Origin of the sequence: Paraburkholderia sp. BCC1876 (assembly GCF_902833695.1) — a bacterium.
Taxonomy (GTDB): domain Bacteria; phylum Pseudomonadota; class Gammaproteobacteria; order Burkholderiales; family Burkholderiaceae; genus Paraburkholderia.
Window position 1 is genome coordinate 115,167 of record NZ_CADFGI010000011.1, and the last position, 22,434, is coordinate 137,600.

General features: G+C 63.6%; 21 protein-coding genes. 11 read left to right on the forward strand and 10 right to left on the reverse strand.

Features of this window, described 5'->3' with window-relative positions:
- Window positions 1-218: 218 nt before the first annotated feature.
- Window positions 219-1,754, reverse strand: a complete 1,536-nt coding sequence (locus tag HWY05_RS30890) for an MDR family MFS transporter (RefSeq protein WP_035556583.1) — start codon at window positions 1,752-1,754, stop codon at window positions 219-221.
- Window positions 1,755-1,826: 72 nt separating this feature from the next.
- Between HWY05_RS30890 and HWY05_RS30895 the strand changes: the two genes are divergently transcribed.
- Window positions 1,827-2,519: a TetR/AcrR family transcriptional regulator gene (locus tag HWY05_RS30895; RefSeq protein WP_051980747.1), complete on the forward strand. Its 693-nt coding sequence runs from the start codon at window positions 1,827-1,829 to the stop codon at window positions 2,517-2,519.
- A 357-nt stretch (window positions 2,520-2,876) separates the two neighbouring features.
- The gene (locus HWY05_RS30900; RefSeq protein WP_035563046.1) at window positions 2,877-3,389 is read left to right on the forward strand and encodes a response regulator; all 513 of its coding nucleotides are present in this window, start codon (window positions 2,877-2,879) and stop codon (window positions 3,387-3,389) included.
- A gap of 100 nt (window positions 3,390-3,489) precedes the next feature.
- Here the strand turns inward: HWY05_RS30900 and HWY05_RS30905 are convergent, their stop codons facing one another.
- Together HWY05_RS30905 and HWY05_RS30910 are read right to left on the reverse strand one after the other, a co-directional pair.
- Window positions 3,490-4,059: a Fur family transcriptional regulator gene (locus HWY05_RS30905; protein WP_176060708.1), complete on the reverse strand. Its 570-nt coding sequence runs from the start codon at window positions 4,057-4,059 to the stop codon at window positions 3,490-3,492.
- A 137-nt stretch (window positions 4,060-4,196) separates the two neighbouring features.
- Window positions 4,197-4,823, reverse strand: coding sequence for a glutathione S-transferase family protein (locus tag HWY05_RS30910; protein WP_035563049.1), 627 nt, complete (start codon window positions 4,821-4,823; stop codon window positions 4,197-4,199).
- A 165-nt stretch (window positions 4,824-4,988) separates the two neighbouring features.
- Here HWY05_RS30910 and HWY05_RS30915 point away from each other — a divergent pair, with 165 nt between their 5' ends.
- Complete coding sequence (locus tag HWY05_RS30915) at window positions 4,989-6,665, forward strand: ATP-binding domain-containing protein (protein ID WP_176060709.1); 1,677 nt, start codon at window positions 4,989-4,991, stop codon at window positions 6,663-6,665.
- 1 nt (window position 6,666) lies between these two features.
- Here the strand turns inward: HWY05_RS30915 and HWY05_RS30920 are convergent, their stop codons facing one another.
- A complete protein-coding gene (locus HWY05_RS30920; RefSeq protein ID WP_176060710.1) occupies window positions 6,667-7,614 on the reverse strand; it encodes a phosphoribosyltransferase in 948 nt (315 codons plus the stop codon).
- A 315-nt stretch (window positions 7,615-7,929) separates the two neighbouring features.
- On the opposite strand from HWY05_RS30920, the gene HWY05_RS30925 reads away from it, so the two are divergent.
- Together HWY05_RS30925 and HWY05_RS30930 are read left to right on the forward strand one after the other, a co-directional pair.
- On the forward strand, window positions 7,930-8,418 hold the full coding sequence (locus HWY05_RS30925) for a molybdopterin-dependent oxidoreductase (RefSeq protein WP_244146746.1): 489 nt from the start codon (window positions 7,930-7,932) through the stop codon (window positions 8,416-8,418).
- Entirely contained in the window at window positions 8,388-10,250 is a 1,863-nt protein-coding gene (locus tag HWY05_RS30930; RefSeq protein WP_176060711.1) for an ATP-binding protein, read from the forward strand. Before HWY05_RS30925 ends, HWY05_RS30930 begins: the two co-directional genes overlap by 31 nt.
- Window positions 10,251-10,339: 89 nt before the next feature.
- Here HWY05_RS30930 and HWY05_RS30935 read toward each other — a convergent pair whose 3' ends face one another.
- The 3 genes from HWY05_RS30935 to HWY05_RS30945 all read right to left on the reverse strand — a co-directional run bounded on the left by HWY05_RS30935 (window position 10,340) and on the right by HWY05_RS30945 (window position 13,211).
- Window positions 10,340-11,194 carry a helix-turn-helix domain-containing protein gene (locus HWY05_RS30935; protein ID WP_035556595.1) on the reverse strand — a complete coding sequence of 285 codons (855 nt, stop codon included), beginning with the start codon at window positions 11,192-11,194 and terminating at the stop codon, window positions 10,340-10,342.
- Window positions 11,195-11,613: 419 nt separating this feature from the next.
- On the reverse strand, window positions 11,614-12,954 hold the full coding sequence (locus HWY05_RS30940; protein WP_176060712.1) for a type II toxin-antitoxin system HipA family toxin: 1,341 nt from the start codon (window positions 12,952-12,954) through the stop codon (window positions 11,614-11,616).
- A 2-nt stretch (window positions 12,955-12,956) separates the two neighbouring features.
- On the reverse strand, window positions 12,957-13,211 hold the full coding sequence (locus HWY05_RS30945) for a helix-turn-helix transcriptional regulator (protein ID WP_176060713.1): 255 nt from the start codon (window positions 13,209-13,211) through the stop codon (window positions 12,957-12,959).
- 277 nt (window positions 13,212-13,488) lie between these two features.
- Here HWY05_RS30945 and HWY05_RS30950 point away from each other — a divergent pair, with 277 nt between their 5' ends.
- The 4 genes from HWY05_RS30950 (at window position 13,489) to zwf (ending at window position 17,843) form a co-directional block, all read left to right on the forward strand.
- A complete protein-coding gene (locus HWY05_RS30950; RefSeq protein ID WP_244146743.1) occupies window positions 13,489-13,788 on the forward strand; it encodes a hypothetical protein in 300 nt (99 codons plus the stop codon).
- A 118-nt stretch (window positions 13,789-13,906) separates the two neighbouring features.
- The gene (locus HWY05_RS30955) at window positions 13,907-15,010 is read left to right on the forward strand and encodes a potassium channel family protein (RefSeq protein WP_035556603.1); all 1,104 of its coding nucleotides are present in this window, start codon (window positions 13,907-13,909) and stop codon (window positions 15,008-15,010) included.
- A 139-nt stretch (window positions 15,011-15,149) separates the two neighbouring features.
- Entirely contained in the window at window positions 15,150-16,112 is a 963-nt protein-coding gene (gene lhpI, locus HWY05_RS30960; RefSeq protein WP_176060714.1) for a bifunctional Delta(1)-pyrroline-2-carboxylate/Delta(1)-piperideine-2-carboxylate reductase, read from the forward strand.
- 249 nt (window positions 16,113-16,361) lie between these two features.
- Window positions 16,362-17,843 carry a glucose-6-phosphate dehydrogenase gene (gene zwf / locus HWY05_RS30965; RefSeq protein WP_035556609.1) on the forward strand — a complete coding sequence of 494 codons (1,482 nt, stop codon included), beginning with the start codon at window positions 16,362-16,364 and terminating at the stop codon, window positions 17,841-17,843.
- Between the two features lie 122 nt (window positions 17,844-17,965).
- Here zwf and icmH read toward each other — a convergent pair whose 3' ends face one another.
- The 3 genes from icmH to tssJ all read right to left on the reverse strand — a co-directional run bounded on the left by icmH (window position 17,966) and on the right by tssJ (window position 20,823).
- Window positions 17,966-18,745: a type IVB secretion system protein IcmH/DotU gene (gene icmH, locus HWY05_RS30970; protein ID WP_035556611.1), complete on the reverse strand. Its 780-nt coding sequence runs from the start codon at window positions 18,743-18,745 to the stop codon at window positions 17,966-17,968.
- Window positions 18,742-20,088: a type VI secretion system baseplate subunit TssK gene (gene tssK, locus HWY05_RS30975; RefSeq protein ID WP_035556614.1), complete on the reverse strand. Its 1,347-nt coding sequence runs from the start codon at window positions 20,086-20,088 to the stop codon at window positions 18,742-18,744. Before tssK ends, icmH begins: the two co-directional genes overlap by 4 nt.
- 108 nt (window positions 20,089-20,196) lie before the next feature.
- Window positions 20,197-20,823: a type VI secretion system lipoprotein TssJ gene (gene tssJ, locus HWY05_RS30980; protein WP_035563059.1), complete on the reverse strand. Its 627-nt coding sequence runs from the start codon at window positions 20,821-20,823 to the stop codon at window positions 20,197-20,199.
- A 362-nt stretch (window positions 20,824-21,185) separates the two neighbouring features.
- Here tssJ and HWY05_RS30985 point away from each other — a divergent pair, with 362 nt between their 5' ends.
- Both HWY05_RS30985 and tssB read left to right on the forward strand, forming a co-directional pair.
- A complete protein-coding gene (locus HWY05_RS30985) occupies window positions 21,186-21,866 on the forward strand; it encodes a tetratricopeptide repeat protein (protein ID WP_176060715.1) in 681 nt (226 codons plus the stop codon).
- A gap of 35 nt (window positions 21,867-21,901) precedes the next feature.
- Window positions 21,902-22,429 (forward strand): type VI secretion system contractile sheath small subunit, encoded by a 528-nt coding sequence (gene tssB, locus HWY05_RS30990; protein WP_035556621.1) that lies wholly within the window; start codon window positions 21,902-21,904, stop codon window positions 22,427-22,429.
- Window positions 22,430-22,434: the final 5 nt, after the last annotated feature.

Here is a 22,434-nt window from a genome sequence, read left to right on the forward strand (position 1 = left end):
GCGGAAATCACGATCCACATGCGCCGGAGAGTCTAGGGCCGCAAACTCGCGCTTGCGCTGCCGCTGCTCGCAATATGTGGCGTTTTAAATGGCACGTCAATCGACGTTCGCACCTATCCTGTGTGCGTTAGCGAACATTTGTAGGTACGACGAAATACCGTGCATGTTGGCAGGACGAACGGGCGCGTAGTTTTTTCATTTTAGGAGCGCGCAGAAGATCAGTGCTTGCGCAACGGATGATCCTTCAGCAACCACGCCAACGCGAAGGCCAGCACCACCACGCACGCAGCCGACAGATACACCGTATGCAACGCGCCGGCGAACGCCTGCAGATAATCTTCGCGCAATGCGGTGGGCAATTGATGGATCACGGCGGGTCCGAGTGCGTGCGGCAATTCGGTGTCGGGCGGCATCAATTTTTCGAGGCGCGCGGCGAGGCCGTTCGAGAATACCGCGCCGAACGCGGCGACCCCGATCGAGCCGCCGATCGAGCGGAACAACGTCGCGCCCGATGTGGCCACGCCCATGTGTTTGAACTCGACCGTGTTTTGCACGGCGAGAATCAGCACCTGCATCACCATGCCGAGACCGCAGCCGAGAATGCCCATGTCGATATACATCACATGAATCGGCGTGTCGATCTGCAGGCGGGCGAGCAACGTCATCGCGACGGCTGCGAGGAGAGTGCCCATGATCGGGAAGATGCGGTACTTGCCGATCTTGCTGATGATGCGGCCGGTCACCATCGACATCACGAACAGGCCGCCCATCATCGGCAGCATCTGCATGCCGGCTTGCGTGGGCGTCGAGCTTTTGACCACCTGCAGATAGAGCGGCAGGAACGTTACCGAACCGAACAGCGAGACGCCGATGACGAAGCCGATCAGGCTACTCAGCAAAAACGTGCGTTGTTTGAACAGTTCGAGCGGCATGATCGGCTCGACCGCGGTGCGCTCTTCGTGAATGAAGCCCCAGATCGACACCAGCCCGATGCCCAGCGTGAACCACAATTGCGGCGACGACCACGGCAGAATCGTGCCGCCCTGACTCGTGAACAGAATGATGCAGGTGAGCGCACCGGCGAGAAACGCGGCACCCATGTAGTCGATGGTGTGCTTCACGTGACGCACATGCGGCTTGAAGACCGCGCCGATCACGGCGAGCGAGATGATGCCGAGCGGCAGGTTGATGTAGAAAATCCAGCGCCACGACAGGTGCTCGACGAGAAAGCCGCCGAGCAGCGGTCCGATCACCGTCGCCAGACCGAACACCCCGCCGAATACGCCCTGAAAGCGGCCGCGTTCGGCCGGCGGAATCACGTCGCCGATCGCGGCCATCGTCACGACCAGCAGACCGCCGCCGCCGAGTCCCTGCAGCGCGCGCAACACGATCAGTTGGGTCATGTTCTGCGCCACGCCGCATAACGCGGAGCCGACCAGAAACACCACGATCGCCGTCTGCAGCACGATCTTGCGGCCGAACAGGTCGCCGAATTTGCCGTACAACGGCACGACGATGGTCGAGCTGAGCAGGTAGGCGGTCACCACCCACGACAGATTGTTGAGGCCGCCGAGTTCGCCGACGATGGTCGGCAGCGCGGTCGAGACGATCGTCTGATCGAGCGCCGCGAGCAGCATCACCAGCAGCAGTGCCGGAAACAGCAGGCGGATCGGCGGATGATCGGCCGCTCGCGTGCCCGCCGGCGCCGGGCTGGGCGTCAGGTCCGCGGATTGAAGGGTAGTGGGTTGTTCCATGGGGCTGTATTGAAATTAATTAACTTAGAGATTAATATAGGAGACATCATAGCAGCCGTCAAATTGAATGCAATGGCAAGGATTCCGTCAGATAAGCAGGAAGCGAAGGGGGCGCCGCAGCCCGCGCGGCGCCCAGGCCGTCCGTCAGGCACCGCGCGCGGCCCGGAGCAGCGCAGCCGCCTGCTCGACGCGGCGCTCGTGCTGTTCGCGCGGCAGGGCATCGTCGATACCACGCTCGGGGAAATTGCCCGCGAGGCGGGCTTCACGCCGGCCATGATGCATTACTACTTCAAGACCCGCGATCAACTGCTCGACGTGCTCATCGACGAACGCTTCGCGCCGTTGCGCGTGGGTCTCGGCGTGCCGTTTCAGGAAAACCCCGACGATCCGGTCGCCGCGATCACGCAACTCGCGCGGCGGATCGTGCAGGTGGCGACCGATCATCCGTGGTTCCCGTCGCTGTGGGTGCGCGAAGTGATCAGCGACGGCGGCCTGCTGCGTCAGCGCATGCAGGAGCGCTTCGGCAACACGCACCAGAAGGCTTCTCTGGCGGCGATCGCGCGCTGGCAGGAGGAGGGGCGTCTGAACGCGGAACTGGAGCCTGCGCTCGTGTTCGTCACGTTGCTGGGATTGACGATTCTGCCGCTGGCCGCGTCGAAGATGTGGCGCAACGATCCTGTGCGCAGCAAGATCGGCGGCGAGGAGATCGCGCGGCATGCGGTCGCGCTGCTGGTGCGAGGGATCGGTCCGCAGAAAACGGAGTGAGGTGTTGTGTGGGTTGTGTGCGTTGCGGGGTGAGCCCCCAGGTCCGTCGCGGCACGCTACGTGCTACCACTCGTGTGAAAGTGAACGCCGCGTGCGCCGGGAAGCGCGCGGGGCGCCGCAGAAGAACAGGAATGGCGGAACGGACGCCGTGCCGGGAACGCCGTGCTGATGGAACTGGCACGCGTTGCGGTGGCGGATCGGAAGTGTCGGCATCGGGTTGCCGGAATAGCGGCGCCGAAAGCCGGTTTTTCATTGGCGTGCAATTTTGGCGCGTTACTGTGCGCGCGAGTTGGCGGGGTCGCGATGTTTCAATCGTCGATCCGCGTGAAACTCGGCGCGCGAAATCGAGTCGGAACCATGAACAGCGACACCGCAGCCGCGCAAATCGGCGGCACGCAGCAGAACGATACATTGGCCACATCTGACGGCCTAACCGGTTTTTTAGAGCAACAACAGAAAATGAACGGAGCATTGAGACTCGATCAGGCCACGATCGTGCTCGTCGAAGACGACCCGGACAGCCGGGAGTCGTTGACCTTGTTACTCGAGGCGGAAGGCGCGCAGGTCTGCGCCGTTGCGGATGCGGAAGAGGGCGTCGAAGCGGCCTTGCGGCTGTTGCCGGATGCCGTGGTCTGCGACCTCGATTTGCCGGCCATGGACGGTTTCTACCTGATCCAGCGGCTGCGCGATCACGAGATTCGCGGCGATCACGCGCCTGCGGTGGCGGTGGCGCTCACGGGTCATACCGACGAAGCCTACCGCTTGCGCAGCATCGGCGAGGGTTTCCAGCATTTCATGACCAAACCCGCTTTACCCGACGATCTCGTGACGCTGCTGCACGACGCGATCGACGCGCGCGCGGCGGGCTAAACAGGTTCATGGCGGGTTGATCGACGGTTGGCGTTTCGGCGCCGTTTCGGTGCCTCCAGGCCGTGACGGCCGTGGAGTCCTTGCGAATCGGAAGGGCGTGCTATTTAGCGGCGACAGCCGCCGCTGAACTCGCCGCGGCTTCCGCTTCCGCCGCCTGGCACGCGGAACACAATCCCTTCAATTCGATTTCATCGCTGGCGAGGCGGTAGCCCGCGTCCTCGATCTGCGCGACGAGGGCCTGACGCAGCTTCGGCTGGTGCAGTTCGGTCACGTTGCCGCACTGCTGGCAAACCACGAGTATGCCGTGCTGGCACTGCGTCAGATCGTGGCACACCGTGAAGGCGTTGATCGATTCGATTCGATGCACGAGCCCGGCGGTCAGCAGGAAATCCAGCGCCCGGTACACCGTGGGCGGCGCCGAGCCCGGATGGATCTGGCGCATGTCGTCGAGCAACGAATAGGCCTTGGTGGCGCGGCCGGAATTCAGCAGCAATTCAAGCACTTTGCGGCGAATCGGCGTGAGTTTTTCGCCGCGTTCGCGGCAATATTCGTCTGCGAGCGTCAGCGCGGCTTCCTGCGAAGCGCCGTGCGTGTGCCCCGGCTCATGGGCATGCGCAGTAGCGGCGGAGGGGGCTTTGGCGGCGAGCGCGGCGGGCTTGGCGGTCTTCATACGTCGATTATAAAGGTCAGCGCGCCGCGCCGTGCTGGGTGCTCGCGACACGCCCGGCGTCGTGCTCATGCGATGCGAGCCGGCCAACGTCGGCCGGCTCTTCGTCGTCAAGCAGCGGCCAGCAGCTCAGCCGCGGCTCAGGTCAGCGGAAAATCAATGTACTTCTTGAAACCCGTGCGCGTCGCAAGACGCGAATACCAGCGCTCCAGATTCGGCAGCGCCGGGCGCTCCACGCCGTCGAGCCCGAACCAGCGTTTCGCGTACGCGCCGATCACGATATCGGCCAGCGTGAACTTCTCGCCTTCGAGGAAAAAGCGCGCCTGCAGATGGTTGTCCAGCGTGCGCCACAGCGCGGTGACCGCGGCGAAATCGGTAGCGAGTTTGGCGTTGTCGCGCTCGGCCGCCGGCGTGCGCACGAGCGCCCAGAACACCGGACGCTCAGCGGGCTGCAGCGTGGACAGCGACCAGTCCAGCCAACGGTCGACACTCGCGCGGACCTTCGGCTCGGCCGGATACAGCAGGCTCGCTTCACCGTATTGCAGCACCAGATAACGCAGGATCGCGTTCGATTCCCACAGCACGAAGTCGTCGTCGACCAGCGTCGGAATCTTGCCGGTCGGGTTCATCGCGAGATAGTCGGCCTCGTTGTTGCGGCCGAATTGCAGACCCGCGTCGATGCGCTCGTACGGCAGCACCAGTTCATCGCAACACCACAACACCTTCTGGACGTTGACCGAGTTGGTGCGTCCCCAGATCGTAATCATCCGGTCAATCCTTTTCTTGGCAAAGTTGGCAAGCCGCGCCGGCTGCGCGGCGTTCAGCCGGTAACGATACACGATGCGCGCGCCTTTGCGGAACGCGGGTGAAGCCGTTCGGCAATTCCCACGCGTTGCGTACAATGGCCGCTCCCGAATACGACGAGGCACCGGATGGCCCGCATTGTCCCCGACGACTGGAAGAGCCTCGCCGCCACCGGCGCGGCGGCCCGCGAACGCGAAACCCTCGCGCTGCTGGAAACAGCGCTGTCCGATGACTACACCGTTTATCACGGCGTGCACTGGACGCGCCTGAACCAGAATTTTTCGGTGTTCGGCGAGGCCGACTTCGTGATCGTCAGTCCCGCTGGGCGCGTGATGATCGTCGAACAGAAAACGGGGTTTCTGCGCGAGACGTCGAAAGGGCTCGTCAAGGTGCATCTGCAGACCGAGCGCAATGTGGCGATCGCGCTCGCGCACACCGTCGAGGGATTGCACCGGCGTCTGACCGCGGCGTTCGGCGCGGGCACCTATTTCGTCGAGGAACTGCTGTACTGCCCGGATCATGTCGTCAAAGACGCGTCGATTGCCGGCGTGAATCCCGCGCGTATCGTCGACGCGACGCGGAAGGACCGGCTCGCGGCGGTGATTCGCGAGGCGTTGCCGGTGGACGAAGCACGCCTTGCCTGCGCGCCGAAAATCCACCATTTTCTCGCCGACGAACTCGCGCTCACGCCCGACGCGAGCGCGCTGGTCGGCCAGGCCGGCACGCTCGTCACGCGCCTCGCGGGCGGTCTCGCCACCTGGGCGCGGCGGCTCGAATTCGCGCCGTTCCGCCTGCGGGTGATCGGCACGGCCGGCTCCGGCAAGACGCAACTCGCGGTGCAGGTCATGAAAGACGCGGTGGCGCGCGGGCAGCGGCCTTTGTACGTGTGCTTCAACCGGCCGCTGGCGGACCACATCGTGCGGGTCGCGCCGCCCGAGGCGAAGGTGGCGAACTATCACCAGCTGTGCGACTGGATTGCGCGCGACGCGGGCCGCGAGCCGGACTTCCAGGCCGGCGACGTCTTCAATCAGCTCGAAACGACGTTCGCTGACACGCCGATCGACGCGCGCTGGCAATTCGACGTGCTGATTGTCGACGAAGGTCAGGACTTCCAGCAACCGTGGGTCGCCGCGCTCGAACGCCTGCTGCGTCCCGGCGCCGCGTGGTGGTGGCTCGAAGATCCGCTGCAGAATCTGTACATGCGTGAACCGGTGGCGCTGCCCGGCTGGACCACGCTGAAGGAAACCACCAACTACCGCAGCCCGCGCGACATTCTCGACTATGTGCGCGACGTGGTCGGCGGCTCGGTGCCGGTCGCGGCGGCGCTCGCGTCGGGCAGTCCGTTCGACGGCTCCGATATCTCGCTATCGGTCTACGACGAAGCGAACGCCGCCGAAGGCAGCATCGACGCCACCAAGCGCGCGATCACGCAGGCGTTGTCGCTCGGCTTTCGCAAGCAGGACATCGTGGTGCTGTCGTTTCGCGGCCGCGAAGGATCGGCGATGAGCGCGCTGGATCATCTCGGCCCGCACCGGCTGCGCAGTTTCACCGGCAAATACGATCTGTTCGGCAACCCGGAGTATCGCGAAGGCGACGTGCTGTTCGAGTCGATCTATCGCTTCAAGGGGCAGGCGGCGCCGTGCGTGATTTTCACCGAGGTCGACTTCGATACATTCGACGAGCGGATCGCGCGCAAGCTGTTCGTCGGCGCGACACGCGCGACGATGAAGCTGATCATGGTCGCCTCGCGGCGGGCCGCGCGGCATCTGCACTTGCGCGACGGCAAGGAAGCGCGAGACAGCTAGTTCAGTGCCACGCGCGCGCACCGACCAGCATGCCGGTTTGCGTCTGTGCGTCCCACCAGATCACGCGCAGCAACGGCGCTTGTTGCGCGATCAACAATGCCTGCACCGGGTCGCTCTCGACAAAATGCGTGACGCCGCCGCGCAATGCGGCGGCCGCCTTATGAGCGGCGGCGCCGGCGGGACTTTCGTCGTGCGTGCCGGGCGTGCGCATGACCAGTTGCAGATGCCCGAAACCGTGCCGCTTCAACCACACCTCGGTGCGCGCGCGGTCCAGTTCCGGCCGGCCGGTGATGATCGTGCGAACGCGTTGCAGATCGATATCCGGCAGCTCGTCGAACGGCAGCAGCGCGTCGCGTTCTTCAAGCGCGGCGGCCAGGTCTTCATCGTAGCGGGCGAGCGGCACGTCGGGCAGCAGAATGCCGTCGAGGTCGATCGCGTACGTCGCGTATTCGTGGTCTTCCGCCATTGCAGGTGCGGCGCCGGCTTCGACGCGCGCCCAGTCGTCGCGATAACGCTCGGTGTACGCCTGGCGCTCCCACGGAAACAGCGCGAAGTAGCCGCGCGCGTCGATCGCGTAGTCGGGTTGCGCGCGGCTCAGGTCGTCCACCGCGCCGGTCAGCGTTTTGACGTCGAGCCCATGTTGCTGCAGAAACGCGATGCAGTCCGTCAGCGTGAAACCGCGTCCCGCGATGTCCTCGCATAACAGCACGCGCGAACCCGCGGGCGGGATCGGCAGCGTCGAATCCCAGGCCACCGTGCGCGACTGCCGGTCATAGCGCAAAAACGCCACCGGCGTGCCGACCGCATGCGACACCATCAACGCAAGCGGCGCCCCGCCGCGCAGAATGCCGATCGCGAGCGTAAAACGCTCCGCCAGCAACGCGGGTTGCAACGACTCGATCCAGTGATCGAGCTGTTCGTACGTCAAGGGCAAAACCGGCTTGTTCATGACTCTTTGGGGGCGCTGTCGAGCGCATATGGGACGAGTGTCTCCGAGGCGATGCGGCGTCCGGCGTCGAGCGCAGCGGCGGGGCCTCGTTTTTGAGACAGAGAATTTTGGCGATATTATGCATGCGGTTCAACGATCGCGCGTCGGGGTGACGCGCGTCACCGGCGTGGCGCCGCAGAGCGCCGCCCGCAAGAAACAGATAACGGAATAGAAAAACAGATGACCAAGGCGATCGCAACGGCGCAGGGTAGAACTGCCGTCCATAGAAACACGCGTAGCAGCGCGCACATCGGTGCGCGTTGGGCGAGTGGCCTGATGTTCGCGCTGGCCGGGTTCGGCGCGCATGCGCAACCGGCGTCGGCGCCATCCGCGCCATTGGCACCTTTAACGCTCGACGTGACGGGCAAGATCGGCAAGACTACCGATGCTGCGCACCGCGTGTATCACTTCACGGAGGCGCAACTGCTCGCGCTGCCGGTCCACTCGATCACCACCGCCACCACATGGACGCCGCGCTCCACCTTCACAGGACCGTTGCTGGCGGATATTCTGAAGACGGTCGGCGCGACCGGCAGCGAGGTCGAGATCCATACGCTCGACGACTACACCTACAGCGTGCCGGTGTCCGACTGCGATCGCTACGGCGTGGTCGTTGCATACAGCATGAACGGCCGGCGCCTGAAGATCAGCGACTTCGGGCCGCTGTTTCTCATCTATCCGCGCGATGCGTTTCCCGATGAACTCACGGGCGCCTCGGGCGATTCGAAATTCGTATGGCAGATCAAGGCACTCATCGTCAAATAGTGCGCCGTCCGTGGCGCCGTGTTCTTTACGTGCTGATCTGGCTAACCGCGCTCGCGGCGCCGGCCGGCGCGATCGGCTACCTGCTGTATGCGAACCTGCTGAACCCGCGCACCACCGAGCAATTGACCGGCACGTACGACGGTTTCTACTGGGACGCCGCGCAACTGCAAATCGCTTACGCGCGTTTCGAGAATCAGTTGCTGCTGTATCAATCGGGTGTCGACGACGACTATCAGCGGCTGGTGCTGCGCTATGAGTTGCTGCAATCGAAGCTGCACGTGATGGCCGGTTCGACGCGCCGCCTGACCACGCAACTGACGCTGCTGCAACGCCAGCTCGACGAAATCAGATCGCTCGACCATGTGCTCGCCGACTTTCAGCCTGAAGTCGAGGCGTTGCAGACAGACCGCACTCAAGCCAATCAGATCGTCGCCGAATTGCGCGAGCATTGGAACGAGGTCAACGATCTCGCGCTGAGCCGCCGCTTCGCCGACGTCGCCGATCGCGAAGCGATGAACCGCGATTTCATCGACAAACGCCGCATGCTGTTCGCCGGTGGGATGTTGCTGCTGTTGCTGTCGGCGGCCGCGACGCTGTTGCTGGTGCTCAACGGCCGGCGCCGCACGCGTCTGATGCATCAGCAGCATGCGGCGCTCGAGGCCGAACACCAGGCGAGCCGCGCGGCGCGCGAGGCGAGTCTCGCCAAAGACGCGTTCCTCGGCATGATCAGCCACGAACTGCGCACGCCGTTGCATGCGATCGTTTCCTCGATCGAACTGCTGGGCTTCAACTATCACTCCGAGGCCGACCGCAAGGTGATCCAGCGGCTCGAAACCGCGGGACGGCATCTCGAAGCGCAGATGAAAGACCTCACCGACTACGCGCGCCTGGGCGCCGGCAAGCTCGAATTGCGTCATGAGCATTTCGAGCCGCGCGAGCTGCTGGCGTCGATTATCGACGAGCATGCCATGTCGGCCGAGGCGCGCGGCCTGCGGCTCGAAAGCGAGGTGAGCGGCATGAGCGGTCTGGTCGATTCCGATCCGCACCGGATCCGCCAGATCGTCAACAACCTGGTCACCAACGCGATCCGCTATACCGAGAGCGGCACCGTGCGGGTGCAATTGAAGCGGCGCCCGGCGGTGCTGATTTTCGTTGTCAGCGATACCGGGCCGGGCGTGCCGCATGCGCAGATTCCGCTGATCTTCCAGGAGTTCACGCAACTGGACGGCTCGCGCACGCGCCGCTTCGAAGGGGCGGGCATGGGGCTGACCATCGTGCAGGGGCTGGTAAAACTGTTCGGCGGCACCGTCGACGTGGCGAGCACGGTCGGCGAGGGCACCACCTTCACCGTGACGATTCCGGTCGCGGCGGTGGCCGTGGCCGGGCCGCCGGGCGTGCCGGCGCACACCGAGCCGGGCGGCGCGCGCCCCTGCGTGCTGATCGTCGACGACAATCGGCTGATCCGCGAATCGCTCAGCGAAATGGTCGCGCATATGGAGTTCGACGCGCACGCGGTCGGCAATGCCGACGCCGCGCTCGCCTGGCTCGACGCGCGCCGCTGCGACGTGGTGCTGCTCGATCTGCATATGCCGGAGCGCGACGGCTACACGTTTCTGGCGGACTTCGCCGGGAGGAACGGGCCGTCGTCGGGCGTGCCGGTGATCGTGGTCAGCGCGTATGCGCCGGAGCCGGAAGCAACAGGAAAAGCCGGAGACGAAACAGAGAGAGAAGCCGGCGCGCAGCCGTTCTTCGAAGCGTTATTAAAGCCGGTACATTACGAAGATCTGCGCAACGCCTTGCAGCGTGCGTTGGCGTCGCGGCATACGGTGTAAAGCGGCGCTGCCGGCGCGCGAAGTAGAGATGGGCTCAACCTGAGCACGCACCTTCAGCCCGCTGGCGGCGCGTTCGGCGCTACGGGCGGTTACGGACGATTAAGCCGCTTGGAGAGATCGGCGACCAGGATCGCCATGCGCGCGGGCTTTTCGTAGCACGCGACGTCGTAATTGCGGATCACCTGGCTGATCTCCGATTCGCTGGCCTTGCCGGTCAGCAGCTCGCCGGTCAGCACGAAGATCGGCGCGTCCGGATTTTCCGACGCGCGTATCGCGCGAATCGCCGCCGCCGAAGTCTGCGAGCCGAACAGCCAGTCGATCACCACGCCGTCGAACACCTGCGTTTGCAGTTGCTCGGTGAAGGCCGCGAGTCCGTAGATCGCAACCGCCGTGAAGCCGCTACGCTCCAGATAGTCGCGCAGGTTGTCGGCGCTGGCCTGATCGTCGTCGACCACCGCGATGGCCGGTTTGTCGGTTTCGGCGCGGCGCGGATAGATCTCGATCTTGTGGACTTCGTACGCGCTTTGATACAGCGTGCCGTCGTGCCGCGCTACGCGCCATTGGCCGAGCCGCGAATAGGCGACGAATTCCGGCCGGCTGCCCGCTTCGAGCGCGGCGCCCACCCAGGCGGTGCACGCCAGTTCGATCGCGCCGATGCTGAAGATGGCTTCCTGGGCGATCGCGCCGACCATGCCCGGATCGAGCGATTGCGCGCCGAACAGTTGCGCGGCCGGTTCGCCGTACACCTCGGCGACTTTCTTGATCTGCGACAAGGTCCAGGGACTGTTGCCGCGCAGCTTGCGGTGCCCCTGGGAAAAACTCAGATCGAGAATCCGGCATAGCTCCGTGGTTTGCTGGCGCTTGCCGATTCCGTGACGGCTCATCAACTCGCGCACGCGCTCGGCGACTGCGATGGAGTCAGGTGAGTGTGTTTCGTTGGCCATACTGCGTGAGAATCCCCGTCTTGAAGGGTGCTGTGGAGTGCGGCCCGACAGGTGCAAGGGGCCCATGCACATTCAGTGTGCATGGGCCCGTCCACTTGAGGGACAGCAAATGTACCGTAAAAAGTTTCGCAGTCTGTGTTTTTGTGTGGCCGCCACCAGGTCCGTCTTTGCGCGAGTCGAAACGGATCGGTACAACGGCTTTTTATGCAATTTGAATCAAGTTCATTTTACCGATTAAACCGTTCCGCATCCTTAGAGAAATAACTCGGATACCTCTTTTGCCGCGGCATTGGCGTGATCTGAATGTGATAGGCGGGACAAAACTCGCGTGGCGGCATCTGGTGTGCCAGCACAGGGCACGCCCGCCACTTCGCGCCAATTTATGCCAACTCGCGCCGCACGGACAGCGTCCCACTTATTTATGTCGCCGACATTTTCTCGAGCTTGGTCACCGAGCTTTTCAGGCCTTTGAAAATCCGTTCGGCGACCTTGGCTGGAAAGCGCTCGGGCAATTCGGCCGAGACCCGCTCGATGACCTCGGGCGTCTGCGCGATCAGGCGCTGGATCAGCGGCTCGGCGTCCGCCCCGTACGAGCATTTCAGCGCCATGGTGTTGAAGTGGCGCCGCTGCACGTCGCGAAACGCGTCGTGTTTGTTGCGCGACCACATGGCCATGGCGAGCCTGGCCTTGTACCACGACCACTGGTTCGGGCCGCTGCCTTCCACCGGCCAGATCGACATCACGTCGTAAAGCGGCGTCAGACGGTACTGGCCGCCGGCCAGCAGGCGAATGCTGAAGTTCTTGGCGTGGCCGTCCGGCGCGGCCAGCATCCAGAACAGAATCTGGCTGGCGAGCAGCGTTTCGATGTCCTGCGAAGGCGTGACCGATTGCTGCAGAATTCGCGCGAGGTCGAGTACGCCCGGACCGCCGTCGTTTTCGTACTTGCGATGCGACGGCAAGCCGTAGACCTGGCAAAAGTCCTCCTGCGGCAGGCGCAGCAGCCATTGCCCGCTCGAATGCGGCTGGCGGTCGAAACGTTCGACGCTCAGCACCCGCTGCTTGCCGAAGGTCATGATTTCCGTGTTTGCGACCGGCAGTCCGTAGGCGCGCAGAATCCGCAAACAGAGCCATTCGTTTTCCACCGACGTGCTGAGGTCGGCGAGCTTGTTGCCGACCAGTCCGAGTGGCAGCTTGAAAATGTGCGTGGTGGGCGTGGCGCCGTGCGGGCGCTGCCATTTGCCGTCGTGCCAGAGCAGGGCGGTTTTCTCCTGCGCGCCGGCGAGCGAGATGCGGAAGTCGTCGGTTTCGTCGGCGGCGCCGGGCGCGGGGTTGCTCACCGTGCGCGCCAGCATGGCCTCGATCTCGGCGTCCGACAACGGCGTGCCCTCGATCCGCTCGACGCCGGCGGGCGTGTCGTCTTCGGCGAGCAACTGGACGGCGCCCACGCAATCGCGGCCGATGGCTTGCAGCAGGTCGAACGCGTCCAGCGTGTCGGTTCGATAGCGCTGGGCGATCCGCTTTCTGATCGCCTCGCTGTCGGGCAACAGGTTGTCGAAATAGTTGAGGACGCGCGGGCCTTTGAGCGGCAGATTGCCGGGCAGGAACAGGAGCGACAACGACAGCGGGCGGCCAGCGGGCGAGGCGACCCACGCCGGGTCGTACTCGAACTCCATCGGGCCGCGCGTGGGCAGGCGCCAGACGCCGACCCGCTCGCCATTGGCCCACACGGACAACGCGCGTGTATAGGTTGGACGGCCCATGCTCACCACTCGATCAGCGGCGCCGGCTCGAACGCCGGCGGGCTTTTGTCGCTGAGTTGCAATTGCAGACCATAGACGCCGCATAGCGCCAGCAATTGTTCGAGGGTGAGCGCGGCGGCGTCGGTTTCCAATGCCGAGAGGCGGCTCTGGCTGATGCCGACGCGCGCCGCCGCCTCGGCCTGCGTGAGGCCGGCTTGCCGCCGGCTGGCGGCGAGCAGGTGGGCCATCTGGTCGGGTTTGGCGATGAAATGGAGCATGGCAAATTATCCGCGAGACGAATAAATGTAGTTTATGCGTCTCACGAATATTTGGCAAATATGCGTGAGACGAATATTTGCCAAATATCTGTCTAGCGAATAAAAGCCAAATATCTGTCTAGCGAATAAAAGCCAAATATCTGTCTGGCGAATAAACGTCGCGTGCGGTCAGTGCGGTTTCCCATTCCGGGTGGCCGGCCGCTCGACCGGCGCGCGCCATGATCGGGCCCGTTTTCTGCTGACAGCGTTTCACCGACCTTTGCGATACGGATCTGACATGATGAATCGAAACCACGCCCCGCGCATCACCGTCCCACGACTCACCGCCGCTCGACTCTACGCCCTGTGCGCCGCCGGGCTTCTGGCCGCCGCGGCCGCCGCCCCGGCGAACGCCGCCAGCCGCGACGAACAGAGCAAAGCCTGTCGCGGCGACGCCATGCATTTCTGCGCCGCCGAGATTCCCAATGAAGACAAGATCACCGCCTGCATGAAGCAGCACGTCGACGAACTCAGCCCGGCCTGCCGCGCGATGTTCAAGGGCGGCAAGAAGAGCGGCGCGAAAGACACCACGCAGTGACGCCGCGGCGCTGCGGCGGCAAGTCTTTGCCGCTCGCCCCCGCGTTCGCCCGCGATCCGTCCCCAGCGCGCACCGGGGCATCGTAGAATCGTTCGTTCTCGATTCCCGGAGCCGCCGCGTGCCCGCCCAGCCGAACCCGCCGCCACGTCAGCCGCGCTTTCGCCTGCCTCGCCGTGCTCGCACGCCCTGGCAGGCGCCGCGCGCCCGCACGCTGTTCACGCGACCCGCCGCCTCGCCGCAGCGCGTGCTGCTGCAACGTATCTATCTCGTCGCCGGTCTGTGCGTGCTGGCCTTCGCCGTGCTCTATCTCGACCGCGACGGCCTGCGCGACGCCAACCGCAAAGTGCTCGGCATCGTCGATCTGATGTACTTCACGATGGTCACCGTCGCGACCGTCGGCTATGGCGACATCGTGCCGGTGACCGCTCGCGCGCGACTCATCGACGCGTTTTTTATCGTGCCGATCCGCATCGTCATCTGGTTCGTGTTTCTCGGCACCGCCTATCAGTTCGTCATTCAACGCGTCATCGAGGAATTCCGTATGAAACGCCTGCAAAAACAACTGAACGACCACGTCGTGATCTGCGGCTACGGGTTGAGCGGTTCGGTCGCGGTGCGCGAGTTGCTGGAAAGCGGTTTTGCGGCGGAATCGATCGTCGTGATCGACCCGCAGCAGGCGGCGCTCGAGGCGGCCACGGCGTTGGGGGTGGCGGGACTGCTCGGCGATCCGTCGCGCGAGGATCTGTTGCAGCAGGCGCAGGTGCGGCGCGCCAAGGCGGTCATCATTGCCGTCGCCGACGACGCCATCGCGATCCTGCTCACGCTGACCGTGCGCAGCATCGCGCCGCAGACGAAGATCGTCGCGCGTATCCAGGAGCAGACCTATCAGCGTCAATTGCGCCAGGCCGGCGCGGACGTGATCGTGTCGTCGACCAAGATCGGCGGCCTGCTGCTGGCCGACGCGGTGGCCAGCGACTACATCGTGCCGTTCATCAACGACCTGCTGTCCACGCGCGGCCGCGTCAATCTGCTTGAGCGGGAGGCGACCACGCAGGAAGTCGGCCGCTGGAGCAACGCGCTGCCGGGCGCGGTGGTGGTCGGCCTGGTGCGCGCCGGCCGCGTGCTGTCGTTCTACGAAGACGAACCTTGTCCGATCGAGGCCGGTGACCTGCTGATGGTGATCCAGTCGTCGCGTCATCCGGGCGAAGCGGCCGCCTGCTAACCGGACTGGGCGGTGGCGCGGCACGCAGGTTTATGGCCGGGCACACTGGAGCCGTTGCCGAACCCGCTGCACCGATTGACGGTTTTCTGTTGCGCCGAATCCGGATTCACACTTTCGCAAGGATTGGAACCACCCGCTCATGACCCGCCCGACCACGCAGATTTTCGACGCCGCCGCCACCGCGCAACTGATTCCCTACGCCACCCTCGTCGACGCCTTGAAGCACGCGAGCCTCGACTACACGCAGCAGCGAATCGTGAGTCCCGAACGGCTCGTCGTGCCGCTCAACGAAGGCGGCATCATGCTGTCGATGCCGGCCACCGCACCCGATCTCGCGATTCATAAACTGGTCAACGTGTGCGCGAGCAACCGCTCGCGCGAGTTGCCGACGATCCACGGCCAGGTGATGGCCTTCGACGCCGATACCGGCGAAACGCTGTTTATTCTCGACGGCCCGACGGTGACCGGACGCCGCACGGCGGCGATGTCGATGCTGGGCGTCGAGACGTTCGCCGCGAGCACGCCGCGCGAATTCCTGCTGATCGGCACGGGCACGCAGGCACTCAACCATCTGGAAGCGATTGGCCAGCTTTATCCGGACGCGCGCGTCTGGGTGAAGGGCAGCGCACCGGCGCGCGCCGCAGCGTTTTGCGCGGCGTATGGCGAGACGACGCGCGGCAACCTGCAGGGCAAGGTCCGCGAGTTGCAACCGTTGCTGACCGAACCCGACGCACCGATTCCCGCTTCGATCGATGTCGTGATCGCGCTGACCACCAGCAAGCAGGCGGTCTACGACGAACCCGCGCGCGCTGGACGGCTGGTGATCGGCGTCGGCGCCTTTACGCCGGCCATGGTCGAGATCGGCGCGCACACGCTGGCGGGCAGCGCGCTCTACGTCGACGATCCGGCCGGCGCGAAGCACGAAGCCGGCGATTTCATCCAGGCGGGCGTGGATTGGGCGGCGGTGCGCGGGATCGCTTCGGTACTGGACAAGTCGGCGTCACGGCCGACGGAAAAGCCGGTGGTTTTCAAAACAGTCGGCTGCGCGGCCTGGGATCTCGCGGCCTGCCGCGTGGCGCGCGCGGCGTTGTCCGGCGTTTAAAGCACAAAAGCACGCCGGCAAAAATTCCTGAAAACGCGAAAAAAGACCTGAAAAACAGGCCTTTAACGCGCGGGGTTGGCATATTGCGCCAAGCTGAGGCAGATGTTGCCGTGCAAACAATCTCAAAACGTTGCACCATAGGCGTTTGCCAGAAAAAAGTGCCGGTCCGCCGGTGCTCGCAGTTCGCCTCAGGCTTTTTTCTGCCCCTTGACCGACGCCTCATTCCTCTCTCCACGCTGCGACCGCGCTATGACGACCCACCACGCTACTGCCACTCCTGACTTGCCGCTCGACATGATCATCTTCGGCGGCACCGGCGACCTGTCGTTCCGCAAGCTGCTGCCCGCGCTCTACATGGCGCATCTGCACTGCAATCTGCCGCCGGAAACGCGCATCCTCACGATCGGCCGCAAGCCCTGGTCGCGCGAGGAGTACATCAACGAATTCATGGAGTTGAAGGCTAAACCGTTCATCGAAAAGAAAGCCTTCGACGCCGCCGCCTGGGACAAATTCCTCGCGCTGTTCGAGTACGTGCGCATGGACGTCGACTCGGCCGAAGACTATCAGCGTCTGAAAGAAAGCTCGCGCGAAGGCGTGCGCCGCGTGTTCTATCTCGCGACCTCGCCGGATCTGTTCACGAACATCTGCGACAACCTGGCCACGGCCGGGCTGATCGACGGTAACTCGCGCGTCGTGCTCGAAAAACCGCTGGGCCACGATCTGGCGTCCGCGCAGGAAATCAACACGGCGGTCGGCAATCATTTCAACGAAGCGCAGATTTACCGGATCGACCACTACCTCGGCAAGGAAACGGTGCAGAACCTGATGGTGCTGCGCTTCGGCAATCCGATTTTCGGGCCGCTGTGGCAGGCGCCGTACATCAAGAGCGTGCAGATCACGGTGGCGGAGACGGTCGGCGTGGGCACGCGCGCGGGCTTCTATGACAAGACCGGCGCGCTGCGCGACATGGTGCAGAACCACCTGCTGCAACTGCTGTGCATCGTCGCAATGGAACCGCCGGTCTCGCTCGATCCGGACGCGGTCCGCGATGAAAAACTCAAGGTGCTGCGCTCGCTGCGTCCCATGACCGCCGAAGATATCGCCCGCGACACCGTGCGCGGCCAATACACCGCGGGCGCGGTGGATGGCGAAGCGGTGAAGGGCTATCTCGAGGAAGAAAACGTGCCGGCCGGCAGCCGCGCCGAAACCTTCGTCGCGTTGCGTGCGCATATCAACAACTGGCGCTGGGCTCACGTGCCGTTCTTCCTGCGCACCGGCAAACGGATGCAGAAGAAGGTGTCGGAGATCGTGATCGAGTTCTCCGAGCTGCCGTTCTCGATCTTTCCGAGCGGCGGCCGTAACTACGGCAACAAACTCGTGATCCAGTTGCAGCCGGAAGAGTCGATCCAGTTGCAGGTGCTCGCGAAAGAACCGGGCAGCGGTATGCACATGCTGCCGGTGAATCTGAATCTGGATTTGCAGCAGGCCTTTACCGAGCGCCGCGCGGAAGCGTATGAGCGTTTGCTGATCGACGTGATTCGCGGCCGCCTCACGCACTTCATGCGCCGCGACGAACTGGAAGCCGCATGGGCCTGGGCCGAGCCGATTCTGGAAGGCTGGGGCAAGTCGGGTGAAAAGCCGCGCTCTTATACGGCGGGCACGTTCGGACCGTCCGCTTCGACCGCGCTGATGGCGCGCGAAAATGGCCTGTGGGCGGAGGAGTCGCAGTAAGCGGTTTTCCGGTCTTCTCGCGCAACATGGAAAAACGGCCCGCATGATGAATGCGGGCCGTTTTTTTATTGCCGGTAGCGGATGCAGTCGTGCGCGCCTATGACGACCACAGCCGCTACACCTTAAGGCAGCGAAATCGTCAACGTAGCCGATTGCGGGCCAAGCTTGACCACTTGCGAATACGGCGCGAGCGAACGCAACGTCTGATCGCGCAAATACGTGTTCAGCCCCAGATAAGCCAGCAACCCCACCAGCGCGAACACCGCGCCAATCGACCACAGCGGCACCTCGCGCTTGAGCCGGTGCGCGACCTGATCGGGCAGCGGCCAATGCGGCGCGAACGGCGCGCGTTTGCCCTTCATATGCGCGATTTCGTCGCCGATACGAGCGGTCAGATACGCGAGCTTCTCGGGCCCTTCGAGCAGGTACTTGCCCTGAAAACCGAGCAGCAGGCACATGTGAAACACCTCGAGCGACTGCAGGCGCGGCGCGCCTTGCGCGCGGCATTCCTCGAGATAGTGGAAAAACTTCTCGCCCGCCAACTGTTCGCCGAACAGCGTCAGTTGCAGCGGCCGGCGTTCCCACTCGGTGCGGATCTTGAAGGTGGACGACAACACCGATTCGTCGATCGCCGCGCAGAACGCAAACTTCGACGCATAGACGTCTTCCGCCGACGCGTTGAGCTTCTTCGCGCCGCGCTCGAAGTCGCCGAGGAATTGCTGGATGCGCTGGCTGAACTCATGCGCTTCGCCCGGTTCGCGGCCGTTCTTCAGCAGGAACAGCATGAAGAAGCCGTCGTACAGCAGATCGAGCAGCGAGCGAACCTGATAGCTCGGCTCGCTGGCGGGGGCGGGCGTTGCGGCAGGCGTGCTGCCGCCAAACAGGGAGGGCGCGTAGCTCATGAGGTGACGGCGATCAGTTCGAGTTGAAGATCGTTGATGCCCGACGGCGCGTAGATCATTGCCGATTGGGCTTGCAACATGCGGTCATACAGCGCACCGCGCGATTCGAAGGAGAAGTAGCACGCGCCCGGGCGCACCGGAATGGCGGGCGGCACCTGCGGCGTGTAGACGAGCCGCACGCCCGGCATGGCCGAGAGCACCAGCTTGTCGACGTCGTCCGGCGCGCCGACCTTGAAGCGCGCGGGCACGGCTTCGACGAGTTCGGCGGTCGGCATGTCGGCCGACACGGCGATGTAGAACTGGGTCTTGTCGTCGATCTTGCCCGAGTCGAGACGGCCCGCATGGAACGACGGGCGGACTTCTTCGAGCGAGATCGCGAAGTAGCGCGTGGAGATCACGGTTTCGAGCAGATCGCGCAGGATCGTGTCGAGACGCGCGAACGACGGGCCCGGATCGTCATGCCGGTACGCCGGCAGATCGGACAGCGCGTAGCCCTTCGAAAACGTCATCAACTGACCGGCGAGGCGCAGCAATTCCTGGAACAGCCGCTCCGGATGCAGTGCCGAATGCTGGTAAAGATGCGCAAGCGACGCGAATGCCGCGCTCGCCGTATGCAGCAGCCAGAACGACGCGATGTCGCCGGAACGGAATTCGATGATGTTCTTGGTCGGCTCGCGGTGAAAGCCGTACAGCGCGTTGACCTTGGCCTGCAACGCGTCGATCAGTTGACGCAGCCGCTGATGCAGCACCGGCGACGCGTCGATCGCGAGGCAGGGCGGCACGAAGCTGTCGTCGAATTCGAAACCCGAGGTGGCCGTGCGGCGCACGCGCACGAGCGGCACCGACAGCAACTGGTCGCGCGGCTCGCTATGCGCAATGAGTTTGACGCTGGTCTTCAGGAAGGTGATGTCGGCTTCGGCGGCGTCGGTGAAATGATCGGCCACCGGCGTCTGCTCGCTCACGTAACGCGACACGAAGCCCGCGTTCCTGTCTTGCGAGTAGTTCGCGCCGGTTTCGCGCAGCGGATGCAGCGCGAGATAAAACGTGAATTCGTTGATGCCGTCGGGCAACGTGTCCAGCGCGATGGGCGGCGGCAACTCGTCGGCTTGCGGCGCCGAGTAGAGCGCGCCGTCCGGAAACACCAGCGACAGTTCGCTCAGGCGCAGCACGTTGCTGCCGATCGCGTCGCGGTCGAAGCGCGCCGAACGCACGCCCCAGTTGTACGGCTGGATCGCCTGGATCGATTCGAACAGGCGCGCCTCGTGATAGGCGTCCTGACGCTGAAAATGCTGAGGCCTCAGAAACAGGCCTTCCCCCCAAAGCACTTTTGCGGAATAACTCATCTCAAACCTGTTATATGCGTTCAGCGTGTGGCGTGCCCGGACATTACCGATTCGAGCGCCGCATTGTTAATTGTGTAGAAACTGTTAAATCGTATTTGCACGGCATCTTTATCCGCAACTCACCGAAGAAAGCATATTCAGCGGCTGCGCGGGCAATCCCTGTTCCGGCGGGATCACGGTGCCGTTGGTCACGGTCATTGCACAGTTATGCAGGCCGATCATTATGCCGGATTTCTCCGACTTCGCCGGGTCGAAGGCGAATTTCCAGCGTTGCATGGCCGGGTCGCGGAATAGAGCGACGATACCGAATGCCTGCGCTTCACGCGAGACTTTTTCGGTAACGGTGTAGCGCTGCCCCGGGATCAGTGTTACTTCACGCACGCCGAGCAAATCGCCGCCGAGCGTAGTCTTTTCCTTACTCGGATCGGTAAATGCGTCAAATGGCGCCTGCTGGAATGAGGTGGGGTCTTTCAGCACATAAAGCCGCACGACCAGCGCCAATGGCCGGTTGTCGGTCGCGGCATTCAGATTCGGCGCGGCGTATAAGGTCAGGCCGACATTGCGCGGCGGCTTCTGCGCGTCAGGCAGTTCCGGCTTGCCGAGGCCGCTGGCCTGCAGCACCGCGTTGGCGGCCGCGCCCAGCACCGGCACAGCGGCCGCGCAACCGCCCAGAAGCGCGCAGGCGGCGGCGCTCGCAATCAATAACGATGCATGGCGAACAAAACCCGAATTCATATACATCGACCGGCTTGGCGCCGCCCCCCGTCAATACATCAATAACGAAATCAATCCGGCTATTTGCAACAACGCGAATCCACGCATTGCCGCTTTATGCAAACTGCATGTGCTGCCGGTTGGTAGCTTGTTTGCCGCCAGCCAGTGGAAATTTTTTCCGCTTTCGACAATAACGCTATTGCACCAGGAAACAATTTCTGCATGTTTCGTTTAAATGATCCGTATGCATTTTTTTTGTGCAATGCTTCTTCACACGAAAGTTGAATTATCGAAAATTGGCCTGTACTATACCCGCGCACTTGAAGCAAAGCAAAACTCCGGTTTCTCCTTGAATTAAAAAATTCGCACGTCGGTGAAAAACGATGAATGAGCGTCTGTTAGTAAAACTATCTGGGGTTGTGTTGGCATGCGGCGTGATGGCCGGTTGCGCGACACAGGGCGACAACGTGGCGACCACACCCGAGGCTTTTAATAAGCAACTCGCGGACGCCGATACGGTCGCGAAGGGTGGCGATCAGGATCGCGCCATCCTGCTTTATCAGCAATTGTCCAAATCCGATCCGACGCGTGAAGAACCGTGGTCGCGCATTGCGCAGATCCAGTTCACGCAAGGTCATTACGGTCAGGCGATCGTCGCCGCGCAGGAAGCGCTCCAGCGCGACCAGACCGACCGTCAGGCGAAGAGCGTGCTGGCGGTGGCCGGCTTGCGCGTCGCCACGCAATCGCTCGGCGAATTGCGTCAGGACGCGTCGCTCGCGGGTGACGCGAAGTCCGACGCGCAGGCGCTCGCCAAGCAACTGCGCGACACGCTCGGCGAGGCCACGCTGTTCCCGCCCGATCCGAACGACAAGCCGGTCGTGAAGAAGAAAAAGTACGTTCGCCATGTGCCGAAGGGCAAGCCGGCGGAAGCGGCCGAAGCGAACAACAGCGCCGCGGCTCCGGCCGCCACGCCGGCGGCGCCTGCCGCTCCGGCAGCGCCGGCAGCACCCGCCAAAGCCGCACAAAGCGGCGGCGCGTCCGACCCGTTCAGCGCGTTGCGTTGAACGTAGCCTGATCCATTCGCATCCGGGAGCCGACGATGGCGAAGAAAGAGAGCATTCAGAAACGCTTGCAAAAAGTGCGGCCGCCGCGCGTTCAATTGACCTATGAGGTCGAACGCGGCGATGCGATCGAAATCAAGGAACTGCCGTTCGTCGTCGGCGTGGTTGCCGATCTGGCCGGTCAGTCCGAAGTCGAGCAGCCGAAGCTGCGCGACCGCAAGTTCGTCAACATCGATCGCGATAATTTCGACGACGTGATGAAGGCGATCGAGCCGCGCGCCGCGTTCCAGGTTGAAAACCGCCTGAGCGAAACGGGCGGCAAGTTCGCTGTCGACCTGCGTTTCAAGTCGATGGCCGACTTCAATCCGGACGAAGTGGTATCGCAGATCGAGCCGCTGCGCCGCCTGCTCGAAGCACGTTCGAAGCTGGCCGACCTGCGCAACAAGCTGGCCGGCAACGACAAGCTCGAAGATCTGCTGAGCGAAGTGCTCAACAACACGCAGCAGTTGCAAACCCTTGCGAAAGACCAGGGCGACGCGGCAGACCACGACAAGCAGGGCGAATAAGTACG

Coding starts and splice junctions, on each gene's coding strand:
- HWY05_RS30890 (WP_035556583.1), bottom strand. CDS start 1,754: ATGGAACAACCCACTACCCTTCAATCCGCGGACCTGACGCCCAGCCCG.
- HWY05_RS30895 (WP_051980747.1), top strand. CDS start 1,827: ATGGCAAGGATTCCGTCAGATAAGCAGGAAGCGAAGGGGGCGCCGCAG.
- HWY05_RS30900 (WP_035563046.1), top strand. CDS start 2,877: ATGAACAGCGACACCGCAGCCGCGCAAATCGGCGGCACGCAGCAGAAC.
- HWY05_RS30905 (WP_176060708.1), bottom strand. CDS start 4,059: ATGAAGACCGCCAAGCCCGCCGCGCTCGCCGCCAAAGCCCCCTCCGCC.
- HWY05_RS30910 (WP_035563049.1), bottom strand. CDS start 4,823: ATGATTACGATCTGGGGACGCACCAACTCGGTCAACGTCCAGAAGGTG.
- HWY05_RS30915 (WP_176060709.1), top strand. CDS start 4,989: ATGGCCCGCATTGTCCCCGACGACTGGAAGAGCCTCGCCGCCACCGGC.
- HWY05_RS30920 (WP_176060710.1), bottom strand. CDS start 7,614: ATGAACAAGCCGGTTTTGCCCTTGACGTACGAACAGCTCGATCACTGG.
- HWY05_RS30925 (WP_244146746.1), top strand. CDS start 7,930: ATGTTCGCGCTGGCCGGGTTCGGCGCGCATGCGCAACCGGCGTCGGCG.
- HWY05_RS30930 (WP_176060711.1), top strand. CDS start 8,388: ATGGCAGATCAAGGCACTCATCGTCAAATAGTGCGCCGTCCGTGGCGC.
- HWY05_RS30935 (WP_035556595.1), bottom strand. CDS start 11,194: ATGGCCAACGAAACACACTCACCTGACTCCATCGCAGTCGCCGAGCGC.
- HWY05_RS30940 (WP_176060712.1), bottom strand. CDS start 12,954: ATGGGCCGTCCAACCTATACACGCGCGTTGTCCGTGTGGGCCAATGGC.
- HWY05_RS30945 (WP_176060713.1), bottom strand. CDS start 13,211: ATGCTCCATTTCATCGCCAAACCCGACCAGATGGCCCACCTGCTCGCC.
- HWY05_RS30950 (WP_244146743.1), top strand. CDS start 13,489: ATGATGAATCGAAACCACGCCCCGCGCATCACCGTCCCACGACTCACC.
- lhpI (WP_176060714.1), top strand. CDS start 15,150: ATGACCCGCCCGACCACGCAGATTTTCGACGCCGCCGCCACCGCGCAA.
- zwf (WP_035556609.1), top strand. CDS start 16,362: ATGACGACCCACCACGCTACTGCCACTCCTGACTTGCCGCTCGACATG.
- icmH (WP_035556611.1), bottom strand. CDS start 18,745: ATGAGCTACGCGCCCTCCCTGTTTGGCGGCAGCACGCCTGCCGCAACG.
- tssK (WP_035556614.1), bottom strand. CDS start 20,088: ATGAGTTATTCCGCAAAAGTGCTTTGGGGGGAAGGCCTGTTTCTGAGG.
- tssJ (WP_035563059.1), bottom strand. CDS start 20,823: ATGAATTCGGGTTTTGTTCGCCATGCATCGTTATTGATTGCGAGCGCC.
- HWY05_RS30985 (WP_176060715.1), top strand. CDS start 21,186: ATGAATGAGCGTCTGTTAGTAAAACTATCTGGGGTTGTGTTGGCATGC.
- tssB (WP_035556621.1), top strand. CDS start 21,902: ATGGCGAAGAAAGAGAGCATTCAGAAACGCTTGCAAAAAGTGCGGCCG.